At 65.0% G+C, this 19877-nt stretch carries 18 protein-coding genes; 14 read left to right on the forward strand and 4 right to left on the reverse strand.

What is annotated here, in order from left to right:
* Window positions 1-93: 93 nt before the first annotated feature.
* Window positions 94-804: a type 1 glutamine amidotransferase gene (locus tag ACYCVF_RS07550; RefSeq protein ID WP_459603378.1), complete on the reverse strand. Its 711-nt coding sequence runs from the start codon at window positions 802-804 to the stop codon at window positions 94-96.
* 40 nt (window positions 805-844) lie between these two features.
* The gene (locus tag ACYCVF_RS07555; protein WP_459603376.1) at window positions 845-1771 is read right to left on the reverse strand and encodes a LysR family transcriptional regulator; all 927 of its coding nucleotides are present in this window, start codon (window positions 1769-1771) and stop codon (window positions 845-847) included.
* A gap of 151 nt (window positions 1772-1922) precedes the next feature.
* Between ACYCVF_RS07555 and ACYCVF_RS07560 the strand changes: the two genes are divergently transcribed.
* Entirely contained in the window at window positions 1923-2879 is a 957-nt protein-coding gene (locus ACYCVF_RS07560; protein WP_459603374.1) for an N-carbamoyl-D-amino-acid hydrolase, read from the forward strand.
* 222 nt (window positions 2880-3101) lie between these two features.
* Here the strand turns inward: ACYCVF_RS07560 and ACYCVF_RS07565 are convergent, their stop codons facing one another.
* Entirely contained in the window at window positions 3102-4001 is a 900-nt protein-coding gene (locus ACYCVF_RS07565) for a LysR substrate-binding domain-containing protein (protein WP_459603372.1), read from the reverse strand.
* Between the two features lie 272 nt (window positions 4002-4273).
* Between ACYCVF_RS07565 and ACYCVF_RS07570 the strand changes: the two genes are divergently transcribed.
* From ACYCVF_RS07570 to ACYCVF_RS07615, 10 genes are all read left to right on the forward strand, one after another.
* The gene (locus tag ACYCVF_RS07570) at window positions 4274-5308 is read left to right on the forward strand and encodes an ABC transporter substrate-binding protein (RefSeq protein WP_459603370.1); all 1035 of its coding nucleotides are present in this window, start codon (window positions 4274-4276) and stop codon (window positions 5306-5308) included.
* A 23-nt stretch (window positions 5309-5331) separates the two neighbouring features.
* Window positions 5332-6372: an ABC transporter ATP-binding protein gene (locus ACYCVF_RS07575; RefSeq protein WP_459603368.1), complete on the forward strand. Its 1041-nt coding sequence runs from the start codon at window positions 5332-5334 to the stop codon at window positions 6370-6372.
* Window positions 6369-7244 carry an ABC transporter permease gene (locus ACYCVF_RS07580; protein ID WP_459603366.1) on the forward strand — a complete coding sequence of 292 codons (876 nt, stop codon included), beginning with the start codon at window positions 6369-6371 and terminating at the stop codon, window positions 7242-7244. Before ACYCVF_RS07575 ends, ACYCVF_RS07580 begins: the two co-directional genes overlap by 4 nt.
* Window positions 7241-8047, forward strand: a complete 807-nt coding sequence (locus ACYCVF_RS07585) for an ABC transporter permease (protein WP_459603364.1) — start codon at window positions 7241-7243, stop codon at window positions 8045-8047. The genes ACYCVF_RS07580 and ACYCVF_RS07585 overlap by 4 nt, the downstream gene beginning before the upstream one ends.
* Before the next feature lie 8 nt (window positions 8048-8055).
* Window positions 8056-9192, forward strand: coding sequence for an NAD(P)/FAD-dependent oxidoreductase (locus ACYCVF_RS07590; RefSeq protein WP_459603362.1), 1137 nt, complete (start codon window positions 8056-8058; stop codon window positions 9190-9192).
* Between the two features lie 31 nt (window positions 9193-9223).
* Entirely contained in the window at window positions 9224-9520 is a 297-nt protein-coding gene (locus ACYCVF_RS07595; RefSeq protein ID WP_172784813.1) for a (2Fe-2S)-binding protein, read from the forward strand.
* Window positions 9517-10935: an FAD/NAD(P)-dependent oxidoreductase gene (locus tag ACYCVF_RS07600; RefSeq protein WP_459603359.1), complete on the forward strand. Its 1419-nt coding sequence runs from the start codon at window positions 9517-9519 to the stop codon at window positions 10933-10935. Before ACYCVF_RS07595 ends, ACYCVF_RS07600 begins: the two co-directional genes overlap by 4 nt.
* Window positions 10932-12053, forward strand: coding sequence for an NAD(P)/FAD-dependent oxidoreductase (locus ACYCVF_RS07605; RefSeq protein ID WP_459603357.1), 1122 nt, complete (start codon window positions 10932-10934; stop codon window positions 12051-12053). Before ACYCVF_RS07600 ends, ACYCVF_RS07605 begins: the two co-directional genes overlap by 4 nt.
* A 14-nt stretch (window positions 12054-12067) precedes the next feature.
* Window positions 12068-12415, forward strand: coding sequence for a RidA family protein (locus ACYCVF_RS07610; RefSeq protein WP_459603355.1), 348 nt, complete (start codon window positions 12068-12070; stop codon window positions 12413-12415).
* Window positions 12416-12587: 172 nt separating this feature from the next.
* Window positions 12588-14201, forward strand: a complete 1614-nt coding sequence (locus ACYCVF_RS07615; RefSeq protein ID WP_459603353.1) for an ABC-F family ATP-binding cassette domain-containing protein — start codon at window positions 12588-12590, stop codon at window positions 14199-14201.
* A 150-nt stretch (window positions 14202-14351) separates the two neighbouring features.
* On the opposite strand, the gene ACYCVF_RS07620 is transcribed toward ACYCVF_RS07615, so the two are convergent.
* Window positions 14352-15680 (reverse strand): dicarboxylate/amino acid:cation symporter, encoded by a 1329-nt coding sequence (locus tag ACYCVF_RS07620; protein ID WP_459603351.1) that lies wholly within the window; start codon window positions 15678-15680, stop codon window positions 14352-14354.
* A 550-nt stretch (window positions 15681-16230) separates the two neighbouring features.
* Between ACYCVF_RS07620 and ACYCVF_RS07625 the strand changes: the two genes are divergently transcribed.
* The 3 genes from ACYCVF_RS07625 to ACYCVF_RS07635 all read left to right on the forward strand — a co-directional run bounded on the left by ACYCVF_RS07625 (window position 16231) and on the right by ACYCVF_RS07635 (window position 19860).
* The gene (locus ACYCVF_RS07625; protein WP_459603349.1) at window positions 16231-17067 is read left to right on the forward strand and encodes an SDR family oxidoreductase; all 837 of its coding nucleotides are present in this window, start codon (window positions 16231-16233) and stop codon (window positions 17065-17067) included.
* A 146-nt stretch (window positions 17068-17213) separates the two neighbouring features.
* Entirely contained in the window at window positions 17214-19016 is a 1803-nt protein-coding gene (locus tag ACYCVF_RS07630; protein WP_459603347.1) for a cation:proton antiporter domain-containing protein, read from the forward strand.
* Window positions 19017-19053: 37 nt separating this feature from the next.
* Window positions 19054-19860, forward strand: a complete 807-nt coding sequence (locus tag ACYCVF_RS07635) for an NAD-dependent protein deacetylase (RefSeq protein WP_459603345.1) — start codon at window positions 19054-19056, stop codon at window positions 19858-19860.
* The last annotated feature ends 17 nt before the right edge of the window (window positions 19861-19877 follow it).

The raw sequence follows: 19877 nt of genomic DNA on the forward strand, positions 1-19877 counted from the left end.
CGAGCTCGCGGGTGGGTACCCCTCATCCGGCGCTTCGCGCCACCTTCTCCCGCAAGGGGAGAAGGTGAGAATCGGTTGACGCAGGCACCGTGATCAAACGTTGCGCCTCGCCAGGAACCTCGCAATCGCGCCACCGAGTTTCGCATTGTCCATCGGCTGCGCCAGCGAGGCCCTCGCCGTTGCAACGACGTCATCCGGCGCCTTGCCGTCGCGCAGATCGCAACACACCTGCGCAAATTCCACGTCGAATTCCGGATGAGGCTGCACGGTCAGCGTCGTGCCGTTGGCGTAGAGCAGGCCGGCATGCGGGGTGAACTCGGATGACAGGATCGTCAGCGCGTCGCTCGGCGCCTCGATCACCTGGTCCTGATGCGAGCAGGGAACAGCGATTGTTTCGCCGTCGATCACGCCGTTCTCCGGCAGCACCCCATAGACGTGCCGGCCGATGCCCCAGCCCTTCTCCGACTTGCGCACGGTGCCACCGAGGGCCTGCGCGATCAGCTGATGGCCGAAGCAGACGCCGACCATCGGGGTCTTGTTGGCGTAAGCTTTGCGTACGAAATCCTCCAGCGGCGCCATCCAGTCCAGTTCGTCATAGACGCCGGCGCCCGCGCCGGTGATCAGGATGGCCTCCACCTTGCGTGGGTCGGGGAGTGTATCGCCGTTCGGGATGCTGACCACGTCCACCGTGGCAGTGGGGTCCTCGGCGCGGATCATGCGCGCGAACATGCCCGGAAACGAGCCGTGGCGTTCGCGATGCTCTCGAGGAACGAGCCCGGTCTCGATGATGGTGATGCGTGCCATGTGCGCCTCGGGTAGAAGGTTGTGCGTGTGATCGAAAGCCTCAGTCGCTTTCTGCCCCATGTTGCTGGTGCGGCGCTGTGCGCTCGAGCAGCGCGCTCTCCTGGCGGACCTCGTTGAGAAAGGCCTTTGCCAGACGCGACAGCGGCTCGGCTTCCGACCACAGCATATAGGCGACCGCCCGGGTCTCCGGCGTGAACGGGCGGACGACGAGGCCGCTGCCGGCGTTCTGCCGCGGCGAGAACGGATCGACCACCGCCGCGCCGACGCCGGCCGCCGCGAGCACGCAGGCCGTGTTGCAGTAGCGCACCTCGACAGTCGGCCGGAACGGCGCACCGGCGCGGGCAAAGCTGTCGCGCACGGCTTCGCCAAGCCGCGTGCCGCGCTCGAGCCCGATGAAGGGCAGGCCGGAAAGATCGGAAGCGGATATCACCGGCCTGTCGGCGAGCGGATGTTGCGGCGGCACCACGCACACCATCTCGCCGGTATGCACCACCTCATGCGCGATGCCGGGATGATGCGTCAGCCCGAGGGCGAAGCCGAGTTCGGCGACGCGGCTGAGCACGCCTTCGATGATGCCCTCGTAGCGGCGCACGTCGAAGAACACGCGCGTCTCCGGGCGACGGCGCAGGAAGCCTGACAGAGCGGAAGGGATGATGCTGTAGGCGAGCGGCGGGGTCGCCACGATGGCGAGATGTCCGGAGCGATTCTCGCGCAGATCACGTACGCGGTTCTCGAGCTTCGCGTGCAATGCAAAGATCGCTTCGCTCTCCTTGTACAGCGCCATTGCTTCGGCGGTCGGAAACAGCCGGTTGTTGACGCGCTCGAACAGCGGGAAGCCGGCCTGCGCCTCCATCGTCTTCAGTGCGTTGCTTACCGCGGGCTGCGACAGCGCCAGTTCGTCCGCCGCCGCAACCGTGGTGCGATGGCGGATGACCGCACGCAGAATCTCGAGCTGACGCAGGTTCATATCACTGCCGATTATACTCAGGGCCAAAACATCATAGCAAAGCGAATTGATTTTGCAGCCCCGCTCGCTCGTAATGGCTGCGGATTTGCGCGTCGCATCAAAGGGTTCATTCGCCCATTGAGGCGGCACTGCGCATAGATTGGAGGCAAGCTTGGTTCGTGTCCTTCGCGCCGCCGCCGCTCAGATGGGCCCGACGCAGAAAGCCGATACGCGCGAGCATACGCTGTCGCGGATGCTCGATATGCTGGAGGAGGCGGCTGGCCGCGGTGCGAGCCTGGTGGTGTTTCCCGAGCTTGCCTTCACCACCTTCTTCCCGCGCTGGCTGCTCGAAGGCGAGGCCCTCGATCATTATTTCGAGCGCAGCATGCCGAACCCGGCGGTCGCAAAGCTGTTCGATCGGGCGCGTGCGCTGCGGGTCGGCTTCTATGTCGGCTATGCCGAGCTGACGCCGGACGGCCGGCGCTACAATTGCTCTATCCTTGTCGATCGCGATGGTGAGATTCTCGGCCGCTACCGCAAGGTGCACCTGCCAGGGTCGGTCGAACCGCGTCCGGGCGCGCGCTATCAGCAGCTCGAGAAGCGCTATTTCGAATATGGCGATCTCGGTTTTCCCGCCTTCCGCGCCGGCTCGTCCTGGGCCCATGCCATCATGGGCATGATGATCTGCAACGATCGGCGCTGGCCGGAATCCTGGCGCGTGCTCGGCCTGCAAGGCGTCGAGCTCGTTTGCATCGGCTACAATTCCGCGGCCTATGATCCGAACGGCGGCACCACCGAAGACGGCGCCTTGCGCACCTTCCACTCGACGCTGGTGACGCAGGCCAACGCCTACATGAACGCCACCTGGGCGATCTCGGTGGCCAAGGCGGGCGAGGAGGACGGCTCCGGGCTGATCGGCGGCTCCTGCATCGTCGATCCCAACGGCCGCATCGTCGCGCAGGCCCAGACGCTCGCGGACGAGGTGATCGTCGCCGACATCGATCTCGACCTCTGCCGCCAGGGCAAAGACAAGATGTTCAATTTCGCCGCCCACCGGCGGCCCGATCAATACAGGGTGATCACCGAGCGCGCCGGCGTCATCGAGCCGGCGGTTCTCGACGCAGATTGATTTCGAACGGCCGATCGCAGCGTCGGCGCAGGCGGCCGAGCTGCCGGCGGAGATCAAGCAGGCCGGCACGCTCAAGCTCACGGTCAACTCCACCTACGCGTCGATGGAGTATCGCGATCCCGCGACCAACGAGCTGGTCGGCTCGACATTGATCTCGCGGGCACGCGGGTGAGATTGCCGCGACCTCGTGGCTTGCTTGATCAAACCTGGCGCCAATCGGCTCTAATGCTCGAACTCCACGAGCGCCTTGCGCATGGTTTCGACCAGATCCAGCGCCACCGGCGATGGGCTGCGCTGTGCCGGAAAGACAGCCGAGAATTCGAAGTCGATACGCGGCAGGAAGCGTCGCACGACGACGCCGCGCGTTGCAAATTCCTGCGCGGTGAAGGGATCGCAGATCGACACACCGAGTCCCGACGACACCATGCCGCACATGATCTCCGACAGCGTAGTCTCGACCCGGAGCACACGGCGGACATCGTGGCGATGGAAAACCTGGTCGACGAGGTGCCGGCTCGACGATCCCGCCGACAGCGAGATAAACGTCTCGCCCTCGAAATCGCGCGGCTCCAGCACCTCTTTCTCGGCCAGGCGATGGCCCGTCGGCAGCACGGCGACGCGCGGCAGTGCCGGCAGCCGCTGGCTCGGCAGGCCGGAGTGCGCGATCGGCACCTCGGCAAAGCCGATGTCGCATTGATTGTTCAGCACCCAATCGACCACGATCGGCGAGATCACGCCGAAGAACGCGAGATTGAGATTGGGCCGCTCCATCAGGAAGTGACCGGCGAGCCGCGGCAGGTAGCCGTTCGCCAGCGCCGGCAGCGCGGCGATCCGCAGCGAGCCCGTGCGGCGGCCGCGGATTTCTTCGGCAGCCGCGGTGATGCGCTCGAGGCCGACAAAGGAGCGCTCGACCTCGGTATAGAGCGCCATCGCCGCCGCGGTCGGCACGAGGCCGGTGCCGCGCCGCTCGAAAAGCTCCATCTTCAGCAGCGCCTGAAAGTCGCGCAGCAGCCGGCTGACCGCGGGCTGCGTCACCACCATCAGTTTGGCTGCCTCGGTGACACTGCCAGTCAGCATCGTTGCCCGAAAGGCCTCCACCTGCCGCGAATTGATCCGCGCCATACCCAGAACCTAATCATAACATTTCAGCATGCAGAGGGTGCCATTATTCATTGGACGATGGAAGTATAGGTTGCGATCTTTTTCATCAGAGCTGGAGACAGCCCGCTTTTTCGGCAGATTGGAGGAGTTCGAACCTCCAGATCGCCCCAAACCCGCTGAGCAGGGGCCGGAGCCCTGATCGGAGAGGGCTTTCGGGGAAGGAAATGCGGCAGGCGCTTCGGCCGGAGCTTGTCGGCACGTCACCTCATTCCGGTATTGGGAGATCGGTCCATATGAAGACTCTTCGCCTTCTGACAGCGGTCAGCATCGCGGCGCTCGTTGCCGCCCCGTCGGTCGCCTCGGCCCAGCAAAAGACCCTCTACGTTGCCGGTTACGGCGGCTCGTTCGAGAAGACGATCCGCGACGAGGTGATCCCGGCCTTCGAGAAGGAGAACGGCGTCAAGGTCGAGTACGTCGCCGGCAACTCCACCGACACGCTGGCCAAGCTTCAGGCGCAGAAGGGCAATCAGCAGATCGACGTGGCCATCGTCGACGACGGCCCGATGTACCAGGCGATCCAGCTGGGCTTCTGCGGCAAGCTCGATGGGCTGCCTGCCGATCTCTACGACACCGCCCGCTTCAAGGACGATCGCGCGGTCGCGATCGGGATCGTCGCGACCGGCCTGATGTACAACACCAAGGTGTTCAAGGAGAAAGGCTGGGCGCCGCCGACCTCGTGGAACGACCTGAAGGACACCAAATACGCCAAGCAGCTCGTCATCCCACCGATCAACAACACCTACGGCTTAGAGGCGCTGGTGATGCTGTCGAAGATGAACGGCGGCGGCGAGACCAACGTCGATTCCGGCTTCAAGATCTTCAAGGAGCAGATCAATCCCAACGTGCTCGCCTATGAGCCGTCGCCGGGCAAGATGACCGAGCTGTTCCAGTCCGGCCAGGCCGTGATCGCGGTGTGGGGCACCGGCCGCGTGCAGAGCTTCGCCAATACCGGCTTCCCCGTCGACTTCGTCTATCCCAAGGAAGGCGCGGCGACGCTGCTGACGACCGCGTGTCCGATCGCCAAGCCGAATGCCTCGCCGCTCGCTGCGAGCTTCGTCAAGATGCTGCTCGATCCCAAGATCCAGCTCGTGATGCTGAAGGATTACGGCTACGGCCCGGTGCTGAAATCGTTGGTGATCCCGCCGGAACTCGGCAAGATGGCGCCGATCGGCGAGCGCGCGGCCAAGCTCTACAATCCCGACTGGACCGTCATCAACGACAAGCGCGAGGAGTGGACCAAGCGCTGGAATCGCGAGGTCGAACGCTGATCGGTCGCAGCGGAGACAGCGTCATGGCCTATCTCGAACTCGATCGGGTCGCAAAGCAGTTCGGCGCGCAGACTGTGGTCGACGATTTCAGTCTGTCGGTCGGTAAGGGCGAGTTCATCTCCTTCCTCGGCCCGTCCGGCTGCGGCAAGACCACGACATTGCAGATGATCGCGGGCTTCCTCGATCCCACGCGCGGCGCGATCCGCCTGGAGGGCAAGGATCTCACCGCGGTTCATCCTGCCAAGCGTGGCCTCGGCATCGTGTTCCAGAGCTACGCGCTGTTTCCGCATATGACGGCGGCGGAGAACGTCGCCTTCGGCCTCGAGATGCGCAACGTGCCGCGCACTGAAAGAGCCGAGCGCGTTCGTGGCGCGCTGGCGATGGTGGGCCTTGCCGGCTTCGAGGACCGCCATCCCCGCCGCATGTCCGGCGGCCAGCAGCAGCGCGTGGCACTCGCCCGCGCGCTGGTGATCAAGCCGAGTGTGCTGCTGCTCGACGAGCCCTTGTCCAACCTCGACGCCAAGCTGCGCGAGGAGATGCAGATCGAGCTGCGCCAGATCCAGCGCACCATCGGCACCACCACGATCCTGGTCACGCACGACCAGAACGAGGCGATGTCGCTGTCCGACCGCATCGTGGTGATGAGCCAGGGCAAGATCGAGCAGATCGGCACGCCGCAGGAGACCTACGAGAAGCCGGCTTCTGCCTTCGTCTCGCAATTCCTCGGCAAGACCAACGACTTTGCCGCGACGATCGATCGGGCTGCGGTTCCTGCGCAACTGACTGCGGGGTCCTGGAGCACGCTGGCGCCAGCCGGCCTCACTGGTCCGGTGACCGTCAGCATTCGCCCCGAGCGGATCGGTTTTGGCGATGACGGTCTCGGCGCGAAAATCGTCACGCGCATTTTCCAGGGCAATCATTGGCTGTTCCAGTGCGACAGCGAGTGCGGTCCGGCGATCGTGATCCGCCAGAACGACGGCAAGGCGCAGCCGGCGGAGGGCGAGGCGGTTCGCCTCGCCTGGCGTCCCGAGGACATGAGCGTGCGTGCGAGGGCCGGCACATGAGCGCCGTCGCCGAGGAGCGTAGCGCGCGTGCGCCATGGGCGCTGACTGCCCCTGCCTTGATGTTGTTCGTCGGCGTGCTGCTGATTCCGCTGGCGATGACGGTGATGCTGTCGTTCCACGATTGGGGCCAGTACAAGGGCATCGAGCCCGTCTTCATCCTGAAGAACTGGCACGAGATCGCGACCGATCCCTATTACGCCGAGATGTTCTGGCGGACGTTTCGCATCGCGATCCTGACCACGCTGCTCACGGCTCTGCTGGGCGCGCCTGAAGCCTACATCCTCAACCGCATGAGCGGCCGCTGGAAGAGCTTCTTCCTGCTGGTCATTCTCGGGCCGCTCTTGATCTCCGTCGTCGCGCGCACGCTCGGCTGGGCGCTGCTGTTCGGCGGCAATAACGGCCTCGTCAACAAGCTCCTGATGTCGCTCGGGGTAATGCGCTCCCCCATCCCCTTCATGTTCACCGAGACGGGAATGATTGTCGCGCTCGCGCATGTGATGATGCCCTTCATGGTGCTCTCGGTCTGGGCGGCGCTGCAGCGGCTCGATCCGCAGATCGAGAATGCCGCGATGTCGCTCGGCGCGGGCCCTGCAACCATCATCCGCCGCATCATCATGCCCCAGATCATGCCGGGCGTGCTGTCGGGCGCCATCATCGTATTCTCGCTTTCGGCCAGCGCCTTCGCGACGCCGGCGATCATCGGCGGCCGCCGGCTCAAGGTCGCGGCGACGCTCGCCTATGACGAGTTCCTCAATACGCTGAACTGGCCGCTCGGCGCTGCGGTCGCCACGCTGCTGCTGGTCGCGCTGGTGCTGATCGTCGTCGGCAGCAATGCGCTGATCGAGCGCCGCTATGCGGAGGTGTTCCGATGAGACGGAACGGTCCGCTCGCGCTGGTCTTCCATGCCATCTTCGTCATCGTCATGGTGGCGCCGATCCTGGTGGTCTGCCTCGTTGCCTTCACGCCCGAGGGGTTCCTCTCGTTGCCAACCAACGGCTTTTCGCTGCGCTGGTTCAGGACGATCGCGAACTATCCCGAATTCATCCACGCCTTCTGGGTCAGCCTCGGACTCGGCGCGCTCTCGTCCTTCGTCGCGCTTCTGTTCGCGGTGCCGGCGGCGCTCGCGATCGCGCGCTACCGCTTCCGCGGCCGCGATGCGCTGGCGGCGCTGTTCCTCTCGCCGCTGATGATCCCGCATGTCGTGCTCGGCATCGCCTTCCTGCGCTTCTTCACGTCGGTCGGGTTGGGCGGCAGCTTCGCCGCGCTGATCGTCGCGCATGTCATCATCGTGTTTCCGTTCGCGCTGCGGCTGACGCTGGCCGCCGCAACCGGCATGGATCGCACCGTCGAGATGGCCGCAGTCTCGCTCGGCGCCGGCGGCTGGACGCTGTTCCGCCGCGTGACGCTGCCGCTGATCCTGCCTGGCGTCATCAGCGGCTGGGCGCTCGCCTTCATCCAATCCTTCGACGATCTCACCATGACCGTCTTCCTCGCGGCACCCGGCACCGAGACGTTGCCGGTGCGCATGTTCCTCTACATCCAGGACAACATCGATCCGCTGGTGACGTCGGTGTCCGCCTGCGTGATCGCGATCACCATGACCGCGCTCATTCTGCTCGACCGCTTCTACGGGCTCGACCGCGTGCTCGCCGGCAAGGGCGATACGGGACGATAGGAGAACTTATGCCAGGAGAATACGACGTCGCCGTCGTCGGCGGCGGACTGCTCGGCTCAGCCATTGCCTGGGGCCTCGGCCGCCTCGGCAAACGCGTGGCCGTGCTCGACGAAGGCGACATCACCAAGCGCGCCTCGCGCGCCAATTTTGCGCTGGTCTGGGTGCAGAGCAAGGGGCTCGGCATGCCCGCCTATACGGTTTGGACCGTACAGGCGTCACAGGCGTGGGCCCGGCTCGCCTCCGAACTGAAGCAGCAGACCGGCCTCGACGTCTGCCTCCAGCAGAACGGCGGCTTTCACCTCACGCTCGGCGAGGACGAATTCGGCCAGCGCACAGAGCTCGTCAAGCGCATGCACAACCAGATCGGCGCGGCCGACTACAAGATGGAGATGCTCTCGGCATCCGAGGTGAAGAAGGCACTGCCGCTGATCGGCCCGGACGTTTCCGGCGGCAGCTATTGTCCGCTGGATGGCCACGTCAATTCGCTGCGCACGTTCCGCGCCTTCCACACCGGCTTCAGGGCATTCGGCATCGATTATTTTCCGGGGCGGCCGGTCTCGGCGATCAGCAGGAGCGGCGGCGAGTTTCATCTGACGACGCCGGAGGGCGAGCTGCGCGCTGCCAAGATCGTGCTGGCCGCCGGCAATGCCAACCAGACGCTGGCGCCGATGGTCGGCCTCTTTGCTCCGATGGGCCCGACCCGAGGCCAGATCGTCGTGACCGAGCGCACCATGCCGTTCCTGCCGCACCCCTTGACCACGATCCGCCAGACCGACGAGGGCACGGTGATGATCGGCGACAGCAAGGAGGACGAGCTGGACGATCGCGCACTGAAGCATTCGATCAGCGCGGTGATGACGGATCGCGCCCAGCGGATGTTTCCGCATCTGTCGCGGCTCAACGTGGTCAGAAGCTGGGCCGGCATCCGCGTGATGCCGCAGGACGGCTTTCCGATCTACGACCAATCGGAGACGCATCCCGGCGCCTTCGTCGCCTGCTGCCATTCCGGCGTGACGCTCGCTTCCAACCACGCCTTCGACATCGCGCGCATGGTGGCGCGCGGCGCGCTCGAGCCGGAGCTGGTCGGCGCGTTCTCGGCCAGTCGGTTTGGCGGCGCGGGCGCGGCCAACAACAGCGGCTATTAGAGATTTCAGGAAGGAGCCAAGGGGCATCCCCATGTTCAGGCGATCCGAACAGGACAAGCGTCCGCAAGTGCAGATCTTCGTCGACGGCGTTGCCGTCGCAGCGCGCCAGGGCGACACCGTCTCCGCCGCGCTATTGGCCTCCGGCGTCGACGCACGGCGTTCCACCGCGGTGAGCGGCGCGCCGCGTCTGCCTTATTGCATGATGGGCGTGTGCTTCGACTGCCTCGTCACCATCGATGGCGTCGGCAACCGGCAAGGTTGTCTCGTGCCTGTCGCCGAGGGCATGCAGATCGAAATCCAGAAGGGCAAGCGGGAGATCGGAAGATGAGTGTGACTCCCAAGCGCGAAGACTATGATGTCGTGGTGATCGGCGCCGGGCCCGCGGGCCTCGCCGCCGCTGCGACGTCCGCCGAAGCCGGCCTCTCGACGTTGCTGCTCGACGAGAATATCGGTCCCGGCGGTCAGGTGTTCCGCGCCGTCTCGTCCACGCCGGTGACGGAGCGCAGCCAGCTCGGCGCGGACTATTGGATGGGTGCCGATCTCGTGCAGGCGCTGCGCGCAAGCAGCGCCGAGGTCATTCATCGTGCCACGGTCTGGAGTCTCGACCGCAAACTCGAGATCGCCGTTTCGGTCGGCGGTGCGTCCGCCTTCGTCAGGGCCAAACGCGTGATCCTCGCGACCGGCGCGCTGGAGCGGCCATTTCCGATTCCCGGCTGGACGCTGCCGGGCGTGATGACCGCAGGCGCGGCGCAGACGATGTTGAAATCATCGGCTCTGGTGCCCGATGGTCGCACCGTGATCGCGGGGCAGGGGCCACTGCTCTGGCTGCTCGCCGCCCAGATCCTCCGCCTCGGTGGCCGTATCGACCGAATCCTCGACACCACCGAGCGCCGCAATTATTACGCCGCGCTGCCGTACGCCTTCGCCTTCCTGACCTCGCCCTATTTCACCAAGGGCCTCGCCATGATGCGCGAAGTGAAGGCGAAAGTGCAGGTCGTCTCGCGTGTCACCGAGCTTGCGGCCTCCGGCGATGGCCAGCTCGCGAGCGTGAGCTATGCCGCGGGCGGCAGGCGTGAGACCATCCCGGCGGATCTGTTGCTGTTGCATCAGGGCGTCGTACCGAATGTCAATCTGGCAATGGCGGCAGGCATCGAGCATCGCTGGGATGATCTGCAATTGTGCTGGTCGCCGGTGCTGGATGCGAACGGTTCGTCGTCGGTCGCCGGCATTGCAATCGCGGGCGATGGCGCGGGCATCGGCGGCGCCAATGCAGCCGTGGTTCGCGGCCGCATTGCGACGCGCGCGGCTGTGGAAGCGCTGGCACCTGCGGCGTCTGCGAAGCTTCCTGCGATGGCAACGCTCCGAGCCGATCTCGCCAAGGCCGAACGTGGCCGGATCTTCCTTGACACGCTGTTTCGTCCCGCGCCGCAGTTCCGGATTCCCAAGGGCGACACCATCGTCTGTCGCTGCGAGGAGGTGACGGCCAAGGACGTTCTCGACTCCGTCGCAATCGGCGCAACCGGGCCGAACCAGCTCAAGGCCTATCGCCGCACCGGCATGGGTCCGTGCCAGGGCCGGCTCTGCGGCCTCACCGTCACCGAGCTGATGGCGCAGGCGCGCGGGAAGACGCCGCAGGAGATCGGCTATTACCGGCTGCGCGCGCCCGTGAAGCCGATCACGCTCGCCGAGCTCGCGGCCGTTCCCAAGAGCGAGGCCGACGTCAAGGCGGTGGTGCGCGGATGATCAAAAACGTGGATGCGATCGTCGTCGGCGGCGGCATCCACGGATGTTCGACCGCGCTGCATCTGTGTCTTGCCGGGCTGAAGCCGGTGCTGATCGAGAAGGACTATGCCGGACGTCATGCCTCGGGCGTCAACGCCGGCGGCGTGCGTCAGCTTGCGCGGCACATTCCGGAGATTCCACTCTCGATCCGCTCGATGGGAATCTGGGAGAAGATCTCCGAGCTGGTTGACGACGATTGCAGCTTTGAGAGCTACGGCCAGGTGCTGGTCGCGGAGAACGAGGACGAGCTCGCCGTCTGCCGCGCGCGGGTCGCCGAGCTGAACGTGCTTGGCTTCACCCATGAAGAGCTGATCGATGGGGCCGAGCTGCGCAGGCTGGTGCCGGCGGTGGCCGAGTCCTGTCCCGGCGGCGTCGTCTCGCGGCGCGACGGCGCGGCCAATCCGGCGCAGACGACGACGGCGTTCCGACGCAAGGCCGAACAGCTCGGCGCCACCGTGCGCGAGGGCGTCGCCGCGACGAACATCCGCTACACTGATGGCCTCTGGCAGGTCGACGTCGGTTCCGACACCTACGCCGCGCCGGTGCTGGTCAATGCCGCCGGCGCCTGGGCCGGCAAGATCGCGGCTGATCTCGGCGAACCGGTTCCGGTCGAGACTGTTGCGCCGATGTTGATGATCACCTCGCGCGTGCCGCACTTCATCGATCCCGTCGTGATCCTGCGCGGGCGAAAACTCTCCTTCAAGCAGTTCAAGAACGGCACCGTGCTGATCGGCGGTGGCCATCTCGCAACGCCCAACCAGGACCGAAACGAGACGGTGCTGGACTGGAAGAGCCTCGCGACCAGCGCGCAGACTGTCTTCGAGCTGTTTCCGGTGATGCGCAGCGCCACTATCGTCCGCGCCTGGGCCGGCATCGAGGCGAAGATGAAGGACGATATCCCTGTGTTCGGGCCGAGCAGTCGTCACAAGGGCCTCTATCACCAGTTCGGTTTCTCGCTGCACGGTTTCCAGCTCGGCCCCGGTGCCGGCGCCGTGATGGCGGAGCTGATCGCCAATGGCGGCAGCCAGACCCGAATTAGCGATCTCGGCATCGGCCGCTTCCTTCCTTCAACGCTCTAGAAAAAGAGGACATCATGAGCATCACCCGCAGCATCCGCACGCCCATCATGCACCGCGCCGTCGAGGCCAACGGCTTCGTCTTCCTCGGTGGCACCATTGCCGACGACACCTCGGTCTCGATGGGCGAGCAGACCCGCAACATCCTCGGCAAGATCGCCGGCTATCTGAAGGATGCCGGAACCGACAAGTCTCGCGTCGTCAGCGCCTCGATCTTCGTCACGGATCTGTCCAAGAAGAAGGAGATGGATGCGGCCTGGACCGAGTTCTTCGGCGACGATCTCCCCACCCGCGCCACCGTCGGCGTTGCCGATCTCGGTGGCGGCGCGCTGATCGAGGTGGTGGTCACCGCCCTGAAGGGTTGAGGCGCCCGGCGAGAGGACGACAGCGTCTTCCGCGCTGTCGTCCTCCTCCTCGAGCCCCGCCTTGATCTCGCCGTTCGATGGGACTACTTAGAGAGTTCTTCAATCAGGATACGTGCAGCCATGGATATGACCCCGACCGCAATGCTCACCTGCCTTGCCCACGGGGAATTCCATGCCTGCTTCGATCGTTCTGTCGAACCTGTCGCTGTCCACGCCTGACGGCCGTTCTCTTCTCTCCAGCATCGATCTGACATTCGCGGCCGAGCGTACCGGTCTCGTCGGCCGCAACGGCGTCGGGAAAACGACGCTGCTTGCGTCGATCCTGGGGGAACACGTGGCCCAATCGGGGCGTGTTCTGATCAACGGCACCATCGGCATGTTGCGCCAGGATGTGCAGGTTCCTGAGGGCGCGACCGTCGCCGACCTGTTCGGCGTGCGCCGGATGCTGGAGCTGCTCCGCCGTGCGGAGCAAGGCGATGCCTCATCCGATGAGATCGCCGCGATTGACTGGACGCTCGAGACGCGGCTCGAGGCCGCGCTGGCGCGCCTCGGGTTCGATCCGTCTCCCGACACGGAGTTGTCCCGCCTGTCCGGCGGCCAGATGACGCGGCTTCGGCTCGCAGCGTTGATTTTTGCCGAGCCCGACTTCCTGCTCCTGGACGAGCCCACCAACAATCTCGACCGGGACGGACGCAAGGCTGTGGCTGATCTGCTCGCCACCTGGCGCGGCGGTGCGATCGTCGTCAGCCACGACCGGCGCTTGCTGGAGACCATGGATGCGATCGTCGAATTGACCTCGCTCGGAGCTACGCGCTACGGCGGCAATTGGAGCCGCTATCGCGAGCAGAAGGCCGTCGAACTCGCCGCCATCAGGCATGACCTCGCTCATGCCGAAAGGCACTTGTCCGAAATCGACGGCAAGGCACGAGAGGCTTCAGAAAGGAAGGCGCGCAAGGACAGTGGCGGAAGGAAGAAGCGCGCCAAGGGCGACATGCCGCGGATCCTTGCCGGTGCACGCAAGGATCGCAGCGAGGACAGCGGCGGCAAGAACGCGCAGATCGCCGAGCGGCGGCGCGTTGAGGCCATCGATGCCGTGGACACGGCGCGCCGGCGTATCGAGATTCTGCAGCCATTATCGGTCGAGTTGCCGCTGACCGGCCTGCCGGCGGGCAGGGAAGTGCTTCGGCTCGACCGCGTCAGTGCAGGCTATCGGCCGGAGCGGCCGGTCGTCCGCGATCTATCGCTCACGATCGTCGGTCCGGAGCGCGTCGCGCTGGTCGGACCGAACGGCTCCGGCAAGACGACGCTGCTGAAATTGATCGCGGGCGAGCTGCGCCCGCTCTCCGGCACCGTGCGGGTTAGGCTGGACTTCGCGCTGTTCGACCAGAAGGTCGGCCTGCTCGATCCCACGATCTCCATCCTGGACAATTTTGGCCGGCTCAATCCAAAGGCGGGGGCGAATGAATGCCATGCCGCGCTGGCGCGGTTCATGTTTCGCGCCGATGCTGCCTTGCAGATCGTCGGAAGCCTGAGCGGCGGGCAGTTGTTTCGTGCTGGCCTTGCTTGTGTGCTTGGCGGGGTGACTCCACCGTCCCTGCTCATTCTCGACGAGCCGACCAACCATCTGGATGTCGAGTCCATCGAAGCCGTCGAGGCTGGCCTGAGAGCCTATGACGGCGCGCTGCTTGTCGTCAGCCACGATGAGGCATTCTTGCAGGCCATCGGGATCACGCGGCGGCTCAATCTCACCGGCGAACGTGATTCCAAAGGCCCATCATTCGAATAGCAAAAAAACCCGACGCCCTGCCCCCCAGCGCGTCGGGTAGAAAAATGAGTACCAATCCGTGATCGCACTACAGTTGTTGTGACGCTCATCCCGCCGGCTCTCTACTCCGGGAAATTACCGCGTCGGATTTGGGCCGCTCCTGCCTTCGATCTACGCGCCACCGCCTGGTTCCAGCGCTTCGCCGATCTGCAGCGGATGGGCCATGGTCTCGTGCAGCGCGTCGCGGTCGAGCTCGCCTTCGGAGATGCTGATGACGACGCAGGCGACGCCGTTGCCGATCAGATTGGTCAGTGCGCGGCATTCGCTCATGAATTTGTCGATGCCGACCAGGATCGCGATCGACTGGATCGGAATATCAGGCACGATCGAGAGCGTTGCCGCGAGCGTGATGAAACCGGCGCCGGTCACGCCCGAGGCTCCCTTCGAGGTGATCATGGCGATGCCCAGAATGCCGAGTTCCTGCCAGATGGTCAGATGCGTGTTGGTGGCCTGCGCCAGGAACAACGTCGCCAGCGTCATGTAGATGTTGGTACCATCGAGGTTGAAGCTATACCCCGTCGGAATGACGAGGCCGACCACCGAGCGTGAGGCGCCGAGATGCTCCATCTTCTGGATCATCTGCGGCAGCACCGTCTCGGAGGATGAGGTGCCGAGCACGATCAGCAGCTCGTCCTTGATGTAGGCGATGAAGCGAAGGATCGAGAAGCCCGCCAGCCGCGCGATCGCGCCGAGCACGACCAGCACGAACAGGGTGCTGGTGAGATAGAACGTGCCGATCAGCGCTGCGAGGTTGAGCAGCGAGCCGAGTCCATAAGCCCCCACGGTGAACGCCATTGCGCCGAAGGCGCCGATCGGCGCGACGCGCACGATGATGCGAATGATGCCGAAGAACATCTTCGCGGCCTTGTCGATCGCGTCCGCGATCGGCTCGCCGGCCTTGCCGAGGAAGGCGATGGCAAAGCCCGAGAGGATCGAGATCAGCAGCACCTGCAGGAGGTCGCCGCGTGCGATGGCGCCCACATAGCTGTCCGGGATGATCGCCATCAGATGGGCGACGATACCCTCTTCCTTGGCCTTGGTGACGTAGGTCGCGACCGATTTCGGATCGATGGTGGCGGGATCGATGTTGAAACCGTGCCCGGGCTGGAGAATTTCGCCGACGAGCAGACCGACCGCCAGCGCCACGGTCGAGACCGTCTCGAAATAAATCAGCGACTTCAGCCCGACCCGGCCGACGCGCTTGAGGTCGCCCATCGAGGAAATGCCGTGCACCACGGTGCAGAAGATCACCGGCGCGATCATCATCTTGATCAGTGCGATGAAGCCGTCGCCGAGCGGCTTCAGGGCCTTGCCGAGATCGGGATAGAAATAGCCGATGAGCACGCCGAGCAAGATCGCGATCAGCACCTGGACGTAGAGGATCTTGTACCAGGGCTGGTGCCGGCGGCGAATGGCTGGCTGGATCGCGATTTGTGTCATGGAGTGTGCCCCGGAACGCATTGGTCATGCATGATGTGAATCATGCATGCCTTGCATCATGTGATGGCCGCCGCCGAAGCGACAATCACATTTTTGTCTGTTTGCACGAAGATCGATCGCGTCCCCGCAGGCGTGCTTGAGGTCGATCGCAACCACCACGGCGCCGATGACAGCGTGCAGCAGCTGCGATCATCAGAACGGTCGCGGGCCCGCCCATCCAGCCGAGGCCTGCGGCGCCGCCTGCCGATCATCCTGGGTGCGACCGGCGCATATCTCTCATGCTGGCTGTTCGCGAATGGCCTCGCCTCGGCATGCCGGTCGACGTCACCCTGCCAGCCGCGCCGTGTCCAGGGGTGCCGAAGCTTTGGCGTAGGCGGCGCGCATCCACGACGCCGCAGCTCTTCGGTTCAATCACGACCTTCACGAAGGACTGATCGCCCGTCTTCGCAGGCGATCACACCGGAATTTGGCTCGGGTGCGTGGAGCGTATGCACAACCGGGTGGAACAAAACGCCGGTTCCATCCATGATGACGCATCTGGAGAGAACACATGCCGCAAACCGAACGCTCAACCTCATTTCCTTCGCGCCTCGTCGATCAGTACGCCCTGGTGACCGGAGGCTCGCAAGGAATCGGCCGCGCCGTCGCCATCCGGCTCGCCCAGGAAGGCGCAACCGTCGCCATCAATTATTTCGAGAACGAGGAGCGGGCGGAGGAGACGCTCGCGCTCGCTCGGGCCGCTTCGAGCGATCGCGGCCACGGCGAGCCCGATCATTGCATCGTCAAGGCCAATGTCGGTAATGACCAGGACATCGCTGCGATGTTCGAGTCGATCCTTTCTCGCTGGAAACGTCTCGATTGCCTTGTCAACAACGCAGGCTTCCAGAAGGAATCGCCGAGCGAGGCGCTCGACGTCGAGACCTACCGCCGGATCATCGACGTCAATCTCAACGGTGCCGTGCTCTGCGCGCAGAAGGCGCTGGCGCATTTCGTCGCGCGCGGCGGAGGCGGCTGCATCATCAACTGCTCCAGCGTCCACCAGATCATTCCAAAGCCCGGCTATCTCGCCTATTCGATCAGCAAGGGCGGCATGGCCAATCTGACGCGCACGCTGGCGCTCGAATTCGCCGGCCGCGGCATCCGCGTCAACGCGGTCGGTCCGGGCGCAATCGACACGCCGATCAACGCAGCCTGGACCGGAGACCCGGAGAAGCGTGGTGTCGTCACCAGCCATATTCCGCTCGGCCGCGTGGGGACTCCAGAAGAGATCGCCGCCGTGTTCGCCTTCCTCGCCTCGGATGAGGCAAGCTACATCACGGGACAGACCATCTATGCCTGTGGGGGCCTGACGCTTTTCCCCGAATTCCGGGAGAACTGGGCAAGCTGAACGTCCACTTTGGACCATGCCCATCGGCCGCCACCAATGCCTCATGCGAGGATGGCGGGCGGGGCCGGTTGGGGTCTGCGGCGCCGTGTGCTATCGACCGTGGACGACGCTGCCGCTATTTGCGAGCGCCGACGCGTGAAGGACTCGTGACCGCAGCCATCAACATCAACGCCTATAGCGACGCGCTCGTGGTTCTCGGCACCGCCGGCGTGGTCGTGCCGATCGTGCGCCGCTGGGGCATCAACCCCGTGCTGGGCTATCTCGGCGCCGGCGCCATTCTCGGTCCGCTCGGGCTCGGCTCGCTCGTTCGAGAAATCCCCTTCCTGTACTGGTTCACGGTGACGGACGCGCAGAATGTCGAGGGCATCGCCAACCTCGGCATCGTGTTCCTGCTATTCCTGATCGGGCTCGAACTGTCTTTCAGGCGGCTCGTCACGATGCGGCGCCTGGTGTTCGGGCTTGGCGGCCTGCAGGTGCTGGTGACGTCCGCCATGATATTCGGTGCGGCGCTTCTCTCCGGGCAGAGTTCCGATACTGCCGTTATCCTTGGCGCGAGCCTTGCGCTGTCCTCGACGGCCATCGTGCTCGAGCTACTGTCCGCCGAGCGGCGACTTGCGACCACCGCCGGGCGCGCCAGCTTCTCGGTCCTGCTGGCCCAGGATCTTGCGGTGGTTCCCATTCTGGTCTTCATCTCGGTGCTCGGCGCAGACAGTGGCGGCTCCGTCCTGACGCACATCTCCAGTGCGGTCTTGAAAGCCGCGCTGGCCGTCGCTTTCCTCATTCTGATCGGCCGGCTGCTGATGCGTCCGCTGTTCCAGATGGTCGCGGGCACGCATTCGACGGAATTGTTTGTTGCGGCGACCTTGTTCGTCATCGTCGGAGCAGGTCTTGCGGCGCACCAGGCGGGCCTGTCGATGGCTCTCGGAGCGTTCGTTGCAGGACTGATGCTCGCGGAAACGGAGTACGGCAAGGCGATCGAGGCCACGGTCGAGCCATTCAAGGGCCTATTGCTCGGCATCTTCTTCTTCACCGTCGGCATGGCAATCGACTTCCGCGTGTTCATGCGCGAGCCCGTTTGGCTGTTGGCTGCCGTCATCGGCGTTCTTGCGGCTAAGGCGATCGTCCTCATGATCCTCGGCCGGCTCTTCAAGCTCTCGTGGCCGGCGGCGATCGAAATCGGCCTCTTGCTGGGCCCTGTCGGCGAGTTCGCCTTTGTCAGCATCGGCATGGCGGCGGCGCTCGGCCTGATCGAGCCTCGCGTATCGGGCTTTGTCGTCGCTGTCACCGCCGTGACGATGGCGCTGACGCCATTGCTCGGCGCGCTCGGACGACGATTGGCCGCGAGGCTCGCCGAGGAGCGCATCCTGGATCCCGAACTGGCGGTTCGGCCGCCCGGCAACCGAACGCAGGCCATCGTGGTCGGCTACGGGCGGGTCGGAAAAGTCGTCTGCTCGCTGCTCACCACCCATGGTGTGGACTACATCGCAATCGATCACGAGCCGGTCGCGGTGGCCCGCGACCGTCGCGATGGTCACACGGTCTTTTTCGGTGACGCGACAGAGCCGGGCTTCCTCGAAGCTTGCGGCCTGATGCAGACCACCGGCGTGATCATCACCATTCAGTCGCGAACGGCGATTGATGCCGTGGTCGAGCGGATCCGTGCAGCGCGGCCGGACGTGCTGATCGTCTCACGTGCGCGGGACGCCGATCATGCCCGCCATCTCTATGAAATCGGCGCAACCGACGCGGTGCCGGAGACGATCGAGGCGAGCCTGCAGCTTTCAGAAGCCGCGCTGGTCGGCCTCGGAGTCGCGGTCGGGCACGCGATCGCCTCGGTGCACGAAAAGCGGGACGAGTTTCGGCGGACGCTGCAGCAAGCCGCCCGCACGGCAAACCAAGAGAAATCCCGTCCATCCGCTATCCCGGGGCGCCCCTCCCGTCGTCAGTAATCTGGAAAAACCGCCCCCGCGACCTACATCTGGTGGCATGTCACCCACTCCGCTCCAGAATTTCGTCGGCCGCCACGAACGTCTGTTCGTGCTGACCGGCGCCGGCTGCAGCACCAATTCAGGCATTCCCGATTACCGCGACAGCCAGGGCAACTGGAAGCGGACCCAGCCGGTCAACTTCCAGGCCTTCATGTCGGACGAGCATACGCGCCGGCGCTACTGGGCCCGAAGCCTGATCGGCTGGCGGCGGTTTGGACAGGCGAAGCCGAACGATGCGCATCATGCGCTGGCCCGGCTCGAGGCGAATGGCCGGTGCGAGATGCTGCTGACTCAGAACGTCGACCGGCTGCATCAGTCGGCCGGCCACCGGCAGGTCATCGACCTCCATGGCCGGCTCGATCTGGTCCGCTGCATGGGCTGCGGCGGCAAGGCACCGCGCGAAGAGTTTCAGCACGCTCTTGGCCGCGCGAATGCGGCATGGCTGACGCTCGATGCCGCGGATGCGCCTGACGGCGACGCCGATCTGGAGCACGAGGACTTCTCGTCCTTCGAAGTGCCGCCATGCCGAGCCTGCGGCGGCATCCTCAAGCCCGACGTCGTGTTCTTCGGTGAGAACGTCCCCCGCGACATCGTCGCCACCGCGCAGGATCATCTGGCGCAAGCCGACGCCATGCTGGTCGTCGGCTCCTCGCTGATGGTCTATTCCGGCTTCCGCTTCGTGCAGGCGGCGGCGCGGGGCAACATTCCGATCGCGGCGGTCAATCTCGGGCGCACCCGTGCCGACGATCTGCTGACGCTGAAGGTCGAGGAGCGCTGCGAGACGGCGCTCGCATTCCTGCTCTGATCAGGGTGGCGGCGGAC

This window comes from Bradyrhizobium cedriense, assembly GCF_054602315.1.

Excerpts from the sequence above, each read along its gene's own strand:
- ACYCVF_RS07595 (WP_172784813.1), top strand. The coding sequence starts at position 9,224 with ATGTTCAGGCGATCCGAACAGGACAAGCGTCCGCAAGTGCAGATCTTC.
- ACYCVF_RS07590 (WP_459603362.1), top strand. The coding sequence starts at position 8,056 with ATGCCAGGAGAATACGACGTCGCCGTCGTCGGCGGCGGACTGCTCGGC.
- ACYCVF_RS07585 (WP_459603364.1), top strand. The coding sequence starts at position 7,241 with ATGAGACGGAACGGTCCGCTCGCGCTGGTCTTCCATGCCATCTTCGTC.
- ACYCVF_RS07605 (WP_459603357.1), top strand. The coding sequence starts at position 10,932 with ATGATCAAAAACGTGGATGCGATCGTCGTCGGCGGCGGCATCCACGGA.
- ACYCVF_RS07580 (WP_459603366.1), top strand. The coding sequence starts at position 6,369 with ATGAGCGCCGTCGCCGAGGAGCGTAGCGCGCGTGCGCCATGGGCGCTG.
- ACYCVF_RS07635 (WP_459603345.1), top strand. The coding sequence starts at position 19,054 with ATGTCACCCACTCCGCTCCAGAATTTCGTCGGCCGCCACGAACGTCTG.
- ACYCVF_RS07565 (WP_459603372.1), bottom strand. The coding sequence starts at position 4,001 with ATGGCGCGGATCAATTCGCGGCAGGTGGAGGCCTTTCGGGCAACGATG.
- ACYCVF_RS07575 (WP_459603368.1), top strand. The coding sequence starts at position 5,332 with ATGGCCTATCTCGAACTCGATCGGGTCGCAAAGCAGTTCGGCGCGCAG.
- ACYCVF_RS07570 (WP_459603370.1), top strand. The coding sequence starts at position 4,274 with ATGAAGACTCTTCGCCTTCTGACAGCGGTCAGCATCGCGGCGCTCGTT.
- ACYCVF_RS07600 (WP_459603359.1), top strand. The coding sequence starts at position 9,517 with ATGAGTGTGACTCCCAAGCGCGAAGACTATGATGTCGTGGTGATCGGC.
- ACYCVF_RS07625 (WP_459603349.1), top strand. The coding sequence starts at position 16,231 with ATGCCGCAAACCGAACGCTCAACCTCATTTCCTTCGCGCCTCGTCGAT.
- ACYCVF_RS07615 (WP_459603353.1), top strand. The coding sequence starts at position 12,588 with ATGCCTGCTTCGATCGTTCTGTCGAACCTGTCGCTGTCCACGCCTGAC.
- ACYCVF_RS07610 (WP_459603355.1), top strand. The coding sequence starts at position 12,068 with ATGAGCATCACCCGCAGCATCCGCACGCCCATCATGCACCGCGCCGTC.
- ACYCVF_RS07620 (WP_459603351.1), bottom strand. The coding sequence starts at position 15,680 with ATGACACAAATCGCGATCCAGCCAGCCATTCGCCGCCGGCACCAGCCC.
- ACYCVF_RS07550 (WP_459603378.1), bottom strand. The coding sequence starts at position 804 with ATGGCACGCATCACCATCATCGAGACCGGGCTCGTTCCTCGAGAGCAT.
- ACYCVF_RS07555 (WP_459603376.1), bottom strand. The coding sequence starts at position 1,771 with ATGAACCTGCGTCAGCTCGAGATTCTGCGTGCGGTCATCCGCCATCGC.